The organism is Sphingomonas sp. SORGH_AS_0438, from assembly GCF_031453475.1.
GTDB lineage: Bacteria > Pseudomonadota > Alphaproteobacteria > Sphingomonadales > Sphingomonadaceae > Sphingomonas.
Map to the genome: position 1 here is coordinate 3461396 of NZ_JAVIZS010000001.1, position 12893 is coordinate 3474288.

General features: G+C 69.6%; 7 protein-coding genes and 2 pseudogenes. 4 read left to right on the forward strand and 5 right to left on the reverse strand.

Annotated elements, in window-relative coordinates:
- Positions 1-99: 99 nt before the first annotated feature.
- Positions 100-2103, reverse strand: coding sequence for a glycoside hydrolase 43 family protein (locus QE452_RS16305; protein ID WP_309659238.1), 2004 nt, complete (start codon positions 2101-2103; stop codon positions 100-102).
- Positions 2104-2414: 311 nt separating this feature from the next.
- On the opposite strand from QE452_RS16305, the pseudogene QE452_RS16310 reads away from it, so the two are divergent.
- The 3 genes and pseudogenes from QE452_RS16310 to QE452_RS16320 all read left to right on the forward strand — a co-directional run.
- Positions 2415-2543: pseudogene (locus QE452_RS16310) on the forward strand (glycoside hydrolase family 27 protein); the annotation flags it as partial.
- Between the two features lie 70 nt (positions 2544-2613).
- Positions 2614-4191 carry an NPCBM/NEW2 domain-containing protein gene (locus QE452_RS16315; protein ID WP_309730392.1) on the forward strand — a complete coding sequence of 526 codons (1578 nt, stop codon included), beginning with the start codon at positions 2614-2616 and terminating at the stop codon, positions 4189-4191.
- 87 nt (positions 4192-4278) lie between these two features.
- Complete coding sequence (locus QE452_RS16320; RefSeq protein WP_309659237.1) at positions 4279-5937, forward strand: glycoside hydrolase family 43 protein; 1659 nt, start codon at positions 4279-4281, stop codon at positions 5935-5937.
- A 117-nt stretch (positions 5938-6054) separates the two neighbouring features.
- On the opposite strand, the pseudogene ribA reads toward QE452_RS16320, so the two are convergent.
- The 4 genes and pseudogenes from ribA to QE452_RS16340 form a co-directional block, all read right to left on the reverse strand.
- Positions 6055-7102 (reverse strand): annotated as a pseudogene (ribA, locus tag QE452_RS16325) (GTP cyclohydrolase II).
- Positions 7099-7881 carry an exodeoxyribonuclease III gene (locus QE452_RS16330; RefSeq protein ID WP_309659235.1) on the reverse strand — a complete coding sequence of 261 codons (783 nt, stop codon included), beginning with the start codon at positions 7879-7881 and terminating at the stop codon, positions 7099-7101. The pseudogene ribA and the gene QE452_RS16330 overlap by 4 nt, the downstream one beginning before the upstream one ends.
- 245 nt (positions 7882-8126) lie before the next feature.
- A complete protein-coding gene (locus tag QE452_RS16335) occupies positions 8127-8750 on the reverse strand; it encodes an outer membrane lipoprotein carrier protein LolA (protein ID WP_309659234.1) in 624 nt (207 codons plus the stop codon).
- A 353-nt stretch (positions 8751-9103) separates the two neighbouring features.
- Entirely contained in the window at positions 9104-11443 is a 2340-nt protein-coding gene (locus tag QE452_RS16340; protein ID WP_309659233.1) for a DNA translocase FtsK 4TM domain-containing protein, read from the reverse strand.
- Positions 11444-11558: 115 nt separating this feature from the next.
- On the opposite strand from QE452_RS16340, the gene QE452_RS16345 reads away from it, so the two are divergent.
- Positions 11559-12824, forward strand: a complete 1266-nt coding sequence (locus tag QE452_RS16345) for a UbiH/UbiF/VisC/COQ6 family ubiquinone biosynthesis hydroxylase (protein WP_309659232.1) — start codon at positions 11559-11561, stop codon at positions 12822-12824.
- The last annotated feature ends 69 nt before the right edge of the window (positions 12825-12893 follow it).

Genomic DNA, 12893 nt, shown 5'->3' on the forward strand with positions numbered 1-12893 from the left:
CTGGGCTCCTGCCTTCGCAGGAGCGCGGCGGGGAGCTTTGCCAAGGCCCGATTCCCGCCGGGATGGATCAGGACTCGCTCTGCCCCTTTTCACCTTCCGCTATCGCCAGTCCAGCCGGCTGCGATCCCGGTTGTCGGCGGTCGCACCCGGACTGTCCGCCCGCCACAAGCCATCGTCGGTGGCTCGCAGATAGCGATGGGTGGCCAGCGACATCAGCATCGCCCCGCCGCTCAGCGATTCCATCCACTGGAAGCTCTGCGCCGGCCCGTCGGCGCGGGGGGCGAGGCGGGTGGCGCCGTCCGCCGCCACGGTCAGCGCCCTGTCCCCGCGCAGCAACGCCACCCGGCCCAGTCCCAGCCCGACGACGCGGAAGCCTTCCCCCGCGGCCGGCGCGCCGACCGGGCGGAGGCGGACCGTCCGGTCATAGGGGATGGCGGGGCGGCTTTCCGCCAGCGGCTCGGCGATGGTCACGTCCAGCATGTCCGCGACGCCGCCGGTCCGCCCGTCCCGGTTGAACGCGAACAGGCCGTAGCGGACGCCCTGGAAGGTCATCAGCTGATAGGCCATCGTCACCGGCGATCCCAGGTCGGTGAAGTGGCGACCGTCCGTCGACCAGCGATATTGCGCCTTTTCTGAGCGGAAATCGGCCGCGACCTGCAACCATAGATGCGTCGCGGCGATCGGCTGGCGCAGCGGTGCCGCCCGCTGTTCGTCGCGCAGCATCAGCGCCAGGCCGCTTGCGTCGCGCGCCAGTCCCGCCCAGGCATAGGGCCGGTTGAGCAGCGCCAGCCCCGCGACATCGCCCGGCTTCAGCCCCGCGCCGTCGATCTCGACCGTCGCCACCGATACCGGCCCGACCGCACGCTGGGTCAGCATGTTGCGGGCCTGCAGGATATCGCCGGCGGGCAGCGCGGTCAGGCGCAGCGCTCCGGGCCGGGCGGTCAGCGACCAGTGGCGGTCGTCGGGGACATGGTTCCACTGCCAGATCGGTTGCAGCACGGCGGCGTCGAACGAGTCGCTGCGGCGATAGGGCGCGACGATCGGCTGCACCGGCAGCCTGGGCTTCACCCAGGTGCGGGGCGTGCGGCCCAGATTGCCGGGCAGGCCGAACCAGGGCCAGCCATCCTTCCACGTCACCGGCGACAGGGCGGTCAGCCGGCCGACCGAATTGCCCTCGAACATCGACCAGCCCCACCATTCGCCGGCCGGGGTTTGGACGATGCCGCCCTGGTGCAGCGACAGGCCGCCGCGCGCGGCCGGGTTGGGCGGCGTCAGCCGGAAGGGGGGCGTCGTGCCGCCGACCCGGTAGCCTGCCGTCTCGCCGAAATCCTCGTCGCGGCTGATCGTGGGGTTCACCTCCCATGGACCGGTGATCCGGTCGGCGCGCGCGGCGGGCATCCGGAACGGGCCGGACCATTCGGCGCTGGTGATGTAATAGCGGCCATCGATCTTGTAGAGATGCGAGCCTTCGCCCATCCCCGCCCCCTTGGCGATGATGATCCGCTCGCTGCCCGGCACGATGTCGGTCAGGCGCGCGTCCAGCTCGGCCAGATGGATGTCCTGATAGCCCCAGATCACCCAGGCCTTGCCGTCGTCGTCGAACAGCACCGACAGGTCGTGGAAGCTGCGCTTCATCGCCGTGCGCGTCCACGGGCCCTTGGGCGAGCGCGCGGTGAACATCTGCGTCGTCTGGCCATTCACATTGCTGAAAATGTAGAAAATGCCGTCGCGATAGCGGAAGCTGGGCGCCCAGATGCCCTTGCCATAGACATTCTGCCCACCCTCCAGCCGATAGGCGGGGCCGAGGTCGAGCCGGTCCATCGCATAGCTTTCGAAGGTCCAGTTCACCAGGTCGCGCGAATGCAGCACCGGCAGGCCGGGCATGGCGTGCATCGTCGTGCCGGTCAGGTAGAAATCGTCGCCGACCCGGATCAGGTCGGGGTCGGAGAATTCGTCGAAGAACAGCGGGTTAGTGAAGGTGCCGTCGCCATTGTCGGCGGTCCAGCCGATCGGCGCGGGGTCGGTCCGCGCGGTCGCACCGGTCGCGAGGAGGACCAGCGCCAGGGTGGTCCCCACGGCCCGCAGGGCATGTCGCCGCATCATCGTTTCTCTCCCAAAATCAACGGCCTGACTTGTGCGTAGCGAGGTGGGTGGTGCTGGCTACCCGAATCGCGATCGTTGACAGACTTCGGTCTGACAAATACGCGGTAGCGATACCAAGAGCCAGATCATGGCCATTTGGACCCGCCTGGGAGAGAGACATGCCCCGTTCCGGACGCCGCCGCGCCCCCCTGATGCCGCTGGTCGCCGCGTTGCTGGCACAGGCCGCGCTGCCCGGCATGGCCGGGGCCGATCCGCTCGACCCCGGCGGCCGCTGGACCGCCAATGCCCGCGGACAGGCGCCGGTGCCGCCGATGGGCTGGAACAGCTGGAACGCGTTCAACAGCGATATCGACGAGGCCAAGATCCTGGGCTCGGCGCAGACCCTGGTGTCGAGCGGCCTGGCCAAGGCGGGCTATACGCGCGTCAACATCGACGACGGCTGGTGGCTGAAGCGGCGCACGCGCGACGGGCGGCTGGTGATTCGCACCCGCGCAATTCCCCTCCGCCAGGGTGGCGGGCGGGCAGGCCGACGACACCAGCTTCCGCCCGCTGACCGACCGGCTGCACGCCATGGGGCTGAAGGCGGGCATCTATTCGGACATGGGCCGCAACAGTTGCGGCCAGATCTACACCGCCGACTTCAAGAACCAGCCCGAAGGCAGCGTCGCCGAGCGCGAGATCGGTCTCTACGGCCATGTCGACCAGGACATCCGGCTGTTCTTCGAGGAATGGGGCTTCGACCTGATCAAGGTCGACGGGTGCGGCATCCGGGGCCTGCCCGCCGACAGTCCGCGCGTGCGGTCCGGCCTGTACCGCGCCTTCCCGTCGCTGATCGACATGCAGTCGATCGGGCGGACCGATGTCGCGGCGGTGCGCGCGCTCTACACCTCGGTCGCCGATGCGCTGGAGCGCGAGCGGCCGGGCGGCGATTACCTGTTGTCGCTGTGCCTGTGGGGATCGGCCGATGTGCGCGCCTGGGGCAAGGACCTGGGCAATATCTCGCGGACCAGCGACGACATCACGCCGCATTGGGGGCGGATGCTGACCAATTTCGACACGGCGGCGCGGCGCGAACTCTATGCGCATCCCGGTTCGTGGAACGACGCGGACATGCTGTTCGTCGGCCAAGGCGATTTCGACGAAGCCCATCCGACCGAGGCCAGGTCGCATTTCGCGCTCTGGGCGATGATCAATTCGCCGTTGGTGATCGGTTACGACCTGCGCAAGCTGACGCCCGGCCTGCGGGCGATCTTCGGCAACACCGACATCATCGCGCTCAACCAGGACCCGGCCGGCAACCAGGCGGTGATCGCCTATGACAGCGACGATGTGCAGTTCCTGGTCAAGACGCTGGCCGACGGGACCAAGGGCGTGGCCCTGTTCAACCGCAGCGCGGTGCCCGCCACGGTGACGCTGAACGCTGGCCAGCTCAAATTCCGGGACGATGCCGCGATCACGCTGACCGATCTCTGGACCCGGGCGACGACCCGCTTCACCGGCAAGCAGGATTTCACGCTCGCGCCGCACCAGACGCTGATCTTCCGTGCCAGCGGCGCGCGTCGCCTGGCGGACGGGCTGTTCCTGTCGGAGCAGCCGGGGCGGGTCAATCCGGCGGTCGACGGCGTGATCGCGCGTCGCCCCGACCCGACCATCCATCATTCGGTCACCGCCTGGTCGGGCACCCGGGGGGCGGGCGAACATGTGCAATATAGCGGCTGGGGCGGATCGCGCGCCGACCGCGCCGTCTTCGGCCAGGTGCTGCGCGTCGGCGGGACCGATTACGACACCGGCCTGGGCGTGCTGGCGGGGTCGCGGCTGGAAGTGCGCAACACCGGTTTCCGCCGCTTCGCCGCCGAGGTGGGGATGGACGATGCCGCCGCGCAGGCGCGGGGCACGCTGCGCTTCGAAATCTATGGCGACGGCAAGCTGCTCGCCAGCACCGATGGCGTGGCATTCGATCGGGCGGCGCGGCCGCTGACCGCGGACGTGGCGGGGGTGAGGATCATCGAACTGGTGACGCGCGCCACCGGCGGCTCGACCGACGACCCCGCGCCGGCGGTCTGGGCCAATGCCCGGCTGCTGCGCTAGACCATGACGGACCGGTTCGACTTGGCGGCTTGACGATCACAGGGTTCGGGGAACGAACCCCAACGACACGAACGGGAGAGTGGGCGGATGAAGACCGGAACGGGCGCGGCGCTGGCCGCGATGGCGCTGATGACGGCGGGCGCGGCGGTGGCGGGCGAACCGGCGCATTTCACCCGCTTCGCCTATGAGGGCCATGCCCGCGAACAGGTGCAGCCCCGGCCCGGCGACTATCGCAACCCGATCCTGTCCGGCTATTATCCCGATCCCTCGGTGACGCGGGTCGGCGAGGACTATTACCTGGTCAATTCGTCCTTCGCGCATTTCCCGGGCATCCCGGTCTGGCATTCGAAGGATCTGGTGAACTGGACGCAGATCGGCAACGCGATCGACCGGCCCGGCCAGCTCGACTTCGCCGGGCGCGGCGCGTCGGAGGCGGTGTTCGCGCCCGCCATCTCGTGGCACGACGGCACCTTCTACATCGTCAACACCTGCGTGCGGTGCAAAGGCAATTTCATCATCACCGCGCGCAACCCGGCCGGTCCCTGGTCGGACCCGATCTGGCTGCCGTTCGAGGGGATCGACCCGTCGATCTATTGGGAGGGCGACCGCGCCTATATCGTCAACAACCGCGCCCCCGCCGAGCCGCCCCGCTATGAGGGGCATCGCGCGATCTGGATCCAGGAATATGACTGGCGCAAGGGCGAGATGGTCGGCGAGAGCACGCAGCTGGTCAATGGCGGCGTCGACCTGCGCGCCAAGCCGGTGTGGATCGAGGGGCCGCACATCTTCCGGAAGGACGGCTATTACTATCTAACCGCGGCGGAGGGCGGCACCAGCGTCAACCACTCCCAGGTCGTGTTCCGCTCGAAGGAATTGCGCGGGCCCTATCAGCCCTTCGCCGGCAATCCGATCCTGACCCAGCGCGACCTGCCCGCCGACCGGCCGGACCCAATCACCTCCGCCGGCCATGCGCAACTGGTGCAGACGCCCAAGGGGGACTGGTGGGCGACCTTCCTGGCGGTGCGGCCCTATGAGGGCGATTACTATAATATCGGGCGCGAGACCTTCCTGCTGCCGGTGACCTGGCGCGACGGCTGGCCGATCATCCTGCCGCACAAGACCGCCATCCCCTATGCCGCCGCCCGGCCGAACCTGCCCCGGGGCAAGGCGGCGGTGCCGACCAGCGGCGACTTCGCCTATGTCGACGACTTCGCCGGCGACCGGCTCGACATGCGCTGGATCGGGCTGCGCATCCCGGCCAAGCCCTTCGCCCGCGTCGCGGGTGGCGAGCTGATCCTGTCGGGCGGTGCGAAGCTGGGCGACCAGTCGGGCGTGCCCGCCTTTGTCGGGCGGCGGCAGCAGCATGGCCGCGCGACCATGTCGACCACCGTACGCTTCACTCCGACCCAGGATGGCGAGCGGGCCGGACTGGCGGCGATGCAGAGCGACCGCAACTATGCGTTCTTCGGCATCACCCGGATCGCAGGCCGGCCGATGCTGGCGCTGGTGACGCGCGACATGACGGCCGATGGCGGCGAGGAACGGCAGGTCGCCACCGCGCCGCTGACCGGCACCGGCCCGGTGACGCTGACCATCCGCGCCGATGGCGGCACGCTGGCCTTCGACTATGCGGTGGGTGGCCGCACGGCCACGCTGGCCAAGGATGTCGACTCGCGTTTCCTCAGCACCAAGGCGGCGGGCGGCTTTGTCGGCACGGTGGTCGGCCCGTACGTCTGGACGCGCTGAGCGGTACGTCACGCCCCTGCCGGGGCAGGGGCGCGAGGCGGCAGGGGATGGGCTGTGTCGCTTGGCTCCCGAATTCGCAGGCGCACGGCCGAACCCCGTTTCGCGGCCTGGCGCGACCTATAATTGGTGCCCGGTCCGATCGCGCTTGGTCGCCAGATAGCGCGCATTGTGCGGGTTGGGCGGCAGCTTGTGCGGCACGCGTTCGGCGACGGTGATGCCCGCCGCCTCCAGCCCCGCGACCTTGGCGGGGTTGTTGGTCAGCAGCCGCACCGCCCGCTGTCCGAGCAGGTCGAGCATCCGCGCCGCCACGCCGAAATCGCGCGCATCGACCGCGAAGCCCAGCCGGGTGTTGGCGTCCACCGTGTCGAACCCCTGGTCCTGCAACTGATAGGCGCGCAGCTTGTTGACCAGGCCGATCCCGCGCCCCTCCTGCCGCAGATAGAGCAGCATGCCCCAGCCATGCGCCTGGATCGCGCGAATCGCGGCGTGGAGCTGTGGTCCGCAATCGCATTTCAGGCTGCCGAACACATCGCCGGTCAGGCATTCGCTGTGCAGGCGGATCAGGGGCGACCGGCCATCGGGCTGGCCGATCAGCAGCGCGACATGCTCGTCCCCCGAATCGGGCGAGCGGAAGGCGACGATCTCCGCATCCTCCCGCCCCCGCCACCGGCAGGCGCGCGCGGGTGGCGATTCGCAGCGGCGCGGCGCTCTGGTGCGCGGCGATGTCGTCGGCGGTGATCGCCAGCTCGACCGCCGCCTCCACCGGACCGACGAAGAAGGCGGGCAGCAGCCCCGCGATCCGCGCCAGCCGCAGCGCGGCGGCGGCGGCCTCGGGCCGATCCAGCGGGATGGCGCGGAACGGACCTTTCAGCGGCGTCGCCAGGTCGAGCTGCGGATCGGCCAGCGCCACCGCCGCCGCCCGGTCCAGCCAGGGGGCGGCATCGACCAGCACCGGCGCATCGGGATCGGCGGCCGCCAGCTGGTTGGCGAGCTTGAGCGTCGCCGCGCGGCCGGCGGAGATCAGCACCGGCCGCTCGGTGCCGAACGCGCGGACGCTCTCCGCATCCGCCGTCTCCACCGACAGCAGCGTCATGCCGTCCACCGCGATCGGCCAGCCCCGCCGGAGCGAATCGACCGCGCGCGCCGCCGCGCGGGGATCGCTCACCAGGCGAACTCGGTCATGATCGGGATATGGTCCGACGGTTTCAGCCAGCTTCGGCAATCCTCGAACACGGTGTGCGACACGGCCTGGCCCGCGACATCGGCGGTCGCCCATTGATGGTCGAGCCGGCGGCCGCGATCGGACGCCGCCCAATCCTTGGCGCGGTAGCTCCACCAGGTGTGCAGCCGGCCGGGCGCGGGGTGGAAGTGGCGGCCCAGATCGACCCATCGGCCCGCGTCCTGGAGCCGGTTCAGCGCCTCCACCTCGATCGGCGTATGGCTGACCACGCCGAGCAACTGCTTGTGGCTCCACACATCGCTTTCCAGCGGCGCGATGTTGAAGTCGCCGACCAGGATCGTCGGCCCGGTCAGCGTCTCGGACCAGCGGGTCATCCGCTCCAGAAAGTCGAGCTTCTGCCCGAATTTGGGGTTCACCTCGCGATCGGGCACGTCGCCGCCGGCCGGGATATAGACATTCTCCAGCCGCACCCCGTTGGGCAACGCGACGCCGATATGCCGCGCCTCCTGATTCGCCTGCCAGTCGAGTCGGTTGTCCTCGACGATCGGCACCTTGGACAGGATGGCGACGCCGTGATGCATCCGCTGGCCGTGGAGCAGGCGATGGTCATAGCCGAGCGCGGCGAATGCCTCGTGCGGGAAGTCCTGGTCGACGACCTTGGTCTCTTGCAGGCACAATATGTCGGGGGCCGCCTCGCGCAGGAAGCGTTCGACGATGTCGATGCGAAAGCGCACCGAATTGATGTTCCAGGAGGCGATCTTCACGCGGGCGTACCTACCGGCACCGGCGGCCCAAAACAAGAAAGGCCCTCGTTCCGGGGGCATGGAACGAGGGCCGACTCAGCGTTGGTCACGCAGGCGGGATGAGGGTAATCGTCCAGGCAACAGGGGGAAATCCCGGAGCGCCCCGCATCCGCAAGACCGTCTTTAGGACAGCGAACCTGTCGCCCGGATGAATGAAGGGTCCATAATGAAACCATTCACCGCAAAAGGATTATTGTTCCGATAAATCACCGGTTGGTCCGGCGCGGATCGTTCCAGCGAAACGCGTTGGCGGCGACCGGCGCGCCGTACCGCTGATTCGAAAGACGCACGGTGGTGCGGTTGTTCTGGCTGTCGAGCGCGACCCAGCCCTGGAGCGTCAGTCCCGCCGGGGCGGCCGGGTCGCGCGCGAAGACCATCGTGATCCGGCCATATTCGGGATGCTTGGGATCACGCGCCTCGACCGACAGGAGCCGGTCGTCGCCCGGCACCACGCGGGCGAATTGCGACAGGTCGCGGCTGGGATCGAGCAGCACGCCGAGCGGCGAGTTGCGGATCGGCCAGCGCTGCACCTGCCGCACCGAATAGTCGATGAAGGTCAGGGCGCCGCCCTCCGCCACGATCAGCAGCGGCACGCCCTTCTGATATTGGAAGCGGATATTGCCCGGCTGCTTCCAGATCAGCGTACCGGTCAGCACCTTGCCGGCGCGGTCGGTCTGGGTGAAGTCGGCGGTCATTGTGGTGACGCCGCGCAGATAGCGCTGCACCGAGGCCAGGTCGTTCGCCTGGGCGAGCACCGGGGCCGGCGCGACCGCGACCATCATGGCGGCGGCGACCGCGGCGGCGGGGGCGGACAGGGCGGAACGGATCATCGTCATCTCCTTGGCGAAGCGCCATCGCCCCACCGGCTTGAACGGGTCGTGAATCCATTGCGGAGATCGGAGGCGACCCGTGGTCCGCATTCGTCACGTCTTTCCACCCTGGCCTCGGCAGGACCTCTGCAAAAAATGGACGAGCCACGCCCCCCGTCCTCCACCCCGGCGGAGGCCGGGGTCCAGTCACGGATCGCTTCAATCGACTCGCAAGCGTCCCCTAACTGGATCCCGGCCTTCGCCGGGATGGTGCGGTGTCTTGGGTGATGTCGAGGTTTTTGCGAGGCCTTGCAAAGGGCGACTAGCGCAGGGTGCGGGGGCATGGGCGCGTAACGCCGCACCCCCGCATCGGTTCAGATCGCGTGGCCTTCGGCATCGCGCAGTACCTCGCGCCGGCCGACATGGTCGGGGCGGCCGACGATGCCGTCCTTCTCCATCCGCTCGATCAGCCGCGCCGCCGAGTTGTAGCCGATCCGCAACTGGCGCTGCAGCCAGGAGGTCGACGCCTTCTGCGACTCGCAGACCAACTGGATCGCGGCGCGATATTGCTGGTCCTCGGCCGAATCCTCGCCGGTCGGCGCGCCGTCCAGCGCGAAGCTCTCCGCCGGCTCCTCGGTGACCGAGGAGATATAGTCGGGCTGGCCCTGCGAGCGCCAATGGTCGGCGACCAGCCGCACCTCGTCGTCCGAGGTGAAGGGGCCGTGGACGCGCACGATGCCCTTGCCGCCGGGCATGTAGAGCATGTCGCCGCGTCCCAGCAGCTGCTCCGCGCCCTGTTCGCCCAGGATGGTGCGCGAATCGATCTTGCTGGTGACGTGGAAGGAAATGCGCGTCGGCAGGTTCGCCTTGATGACGCCGGTGATGACGTCGACCGAGGGACGCTGCGTCGCCATGATCAGGTGGATGCCGGCGGCGCGCGCCTTCTGCGCCAGCCGCTGGATCAGGAACTCGACCTCCTTGCCGGCGGTCATCATCAGGTCGGCCAGCTCGTCGACGATCACCACGATCTGCGGCAGCACGTCGAACTCCAGCTTCTCCTCCTCATAGACCGGCGCGCCGGTGTCGGGATGATAGCCGGTCTGGACGCGGCGGCCGAGCGGCTGGCCCTTGGCCTTGGCGGCGCGGACCTTCTCGTTGAAGCCCGCCAGGCTGCGCACGCCGACCGAGGACATCTGCCGGTAGCGGTCCTCCATCGTCTCCACCGCCCATTTCAGCGCGCGCACCGCCTTGGCCGGGTCGGTGACGACTGGCGACAATAGGTGCGGGATGTCGTCGTACATGCTGAGTTCCAGCATCTTCGGATCGATCATGATCATCCGGCACTGGCTGGGCGTCAGGCGGTAGAGCAGCGACAGGATCATGCAGTTCAGGCCCACCGACTTGCCCGAGCCGGTGGTGCCCGCGACCAGCAGGTGCGGCATCGGCGCGAGATCGGTGATGACCGGATCGCCGGCGATGTTCTTGCCCAGGATGATCGGCAGCTGCGCGCTCTGGTCCTCGAAGGTCTGGCTGCCGACCAGTTCGTGGAACGACACCGCCTCGCGCTTGGCGTTGGGCAGCTCGATGCCGATGACGTTGCGGCCGGGGATGACCGCGACGCGGGCGGAGATGGCGCTCATGTTGCGGGCGATATCGTCGGCCAGCGCGATGACGCGGCTGGCCTTGATGCCGGGGGCCGGCTCCAGTTCGTACATGGTCACGACCGGGCCGGGCCGCACCTCGATGATGTTGCCCTTCACATGGAAGTCGTCGAGCACCGTCTCCAGCAGCCGGGCATTGCGCTCCAGCGCCGCCTTGTCGATCGCGCCCGTATTGGACGGCGGGGCGGGGATCAGCAGGTCGAGCCCGGGGAGCGTGTAATCGTCGCGCTGCTCCGCGCCCTGCCGCCGCGCCGGGGCGACGACGGGCGCGACCTGGCGGTCGGCGATGACGGGGGCGGGGCGGGGCTCGGTCTCCTCCACGGCGGGCCGGGGCGCGCCCATCCGGCGCGACGGCGGGGCCTGGACCTCGTCCTCCTCGTCCGCATAGCCATCGTCGTCGCCGTCATCCGCATCGTCCAGCGCGGTATCGGTGCCACCGGCGATGCGCAGGCGCGGCCGGCGCAGCCGCCAGCGCCGCTCGCCCCGGTCCAGCTCCAGGCTGCGCGCCCAGATCACCACGCCGATCAGCGCCAGCACCACGCCGACGCCGCGCGCGCCCCAGAGTTCGACCGGCGGATTCTGCGTCAGCCCCAGCAGCGAATGCACCGCCCCCGCAACGCCCAGGCCGACCACCCCGCCCCAGCCGGCCGGCAGCGCCATCACCGCCGAATCGGAGACGAAGGCGAGCGCGCAGGCCATCAGCGCCGCCCCGATCGTCGCGCCGCGCAGCATCCGGCCCCATTGGCCGACCGGCCGGTCGCGCCACAGCCGCGATCCGATGATCGGCCCGACCGGCAGCAGCAGCGCCACCGCCGGCCCGAAGGCGGTCAGCAACAGGTCCGACACCCAGGCGCCCGGATAGCCCAGCAGGTTGATCGGCGCGCCGCCCGAGGCGGTGTTGATCGCCGGATCGCTGGCATGATAGCTCGCCAGCGCCAGCGCCAGCATCGTCGTCGCGGCGAAGACCGCCACCGCGGTGATCAGCGCGCCCGAGCGCACCGCGCCCGCCTTCACCGTCTCCCGCCACAAGACCGGCTGCGCTTGGCTCGCCATCCCAACTACCCCGAAATTTCGCGAAAATCTGCGGGCCGAGTCATCGGCTTTCGCGTTTGTGTCGTCAAGCCGGCCGCCCGTTGGCAGCGGCGGACGACAGGACTAGGACGGACGGATGGAAAACAGCGCGAACCAAGGCTCTTCCCCTGACCGGGCCCCCCGCGACGCGAGCAGCGACGTCATCATCCTGGGCGGCGGCCTGGTCGGTGCGACGCTGGCGCTGGCGCTCGATGCGCACGGCCTGACCGCGACGGTGATCGACCCGGCCGACCCGGCGGTGACACTGGCCCCCGGCTTCGACGGCCGCGCCTCCGCCATCGCCAGCGCCAGCGGGCGGATGCTCGACGCGATCGGCATCGGCGCGACGCTGGCGGGCCAGGGCTGCGCGATCCGCCACATCCGCGTCAGCGACGGGCTGAAGCCTGGCAAGCTCGACTTCATCCCCGATGCCGATGACGGCGCGCTCGGCACCATGTACGAGAACAAGCTGATCCGCCGCGCGCTGTTCGACGCGGCGACGGCGGCGGTCGGCATCGACCTTCGGATGAAGACGCGCGCCGTCTCCACCGAGCGGACGGCGGCGGGCGTCGTCGCGACGCTGGACGACGGCACGACGGTGCGCGCGCCCCTGTTGATCGCGGCGGAGGGGCGCAACTCGCCGACCCGCGCGGCTGCGGGCATCCGCATCGCGCAGTGGCGCTATGATCATAGCGCGATCGTCGGCGCGTTCCATCACGAGCGGAGCCACGAGGATGTGGCCTACGAGATCTTCTATCCGGCCGGCCCGTTCGCGCTGCTGCCGCTGCCCGACGACGCGATCGGCCATCGCTCGGCGATCGTCTGGTCGGTCGCGGCGGAGCATGGGCCGGGGCTGATGAAGCTCTCCGATCGCGGCTTCCTGGCGGAGGCGGAGGCGCGGATGGGCGGCTTCCTGGGCCGGCTGTCGGCACCGTCGCCGCGCGGGGCCTATCCGCTCGGCTTCCACCATGCGGCGACGATCGTCGCGGACCGGCTGGTGCTGGTCGGCGATGCGGCGCACGGCATCCATCCGATCGCCGGGCAGGGGCTCAATCTCGGCCTGCGCGACGTCGCGGCGCTGACCGAGGTGCTGGTCGAGGGCAAGCGGCTGGGCCTGGACCTGAGCGACGCGCAGCTGCTCGCCCGCTATGGCCGGTGGCGCGGGCTCGACACGCTGGCGGTGGCGGGCGCGACCGACATCCTGACCCGCCTGTTCGGCATCCGGGGCGAGACGGCGAGCGCGATCCGCCGCTTCGGCATCTCGGCGGTCGATTCGATCCGCCCGCTCAAGAACCGCTTCATGGCCGAGGCGCGCGGTGAGACGGGGCAATTGCCCAAGCTGTTGCAGGGGCTGACGGTCTGAGGGGTTCGGGAAACGGTATCGCGTAAGATCATGCGTCACCCCAGCGGCGTGGAGAGCACCGCAACATTC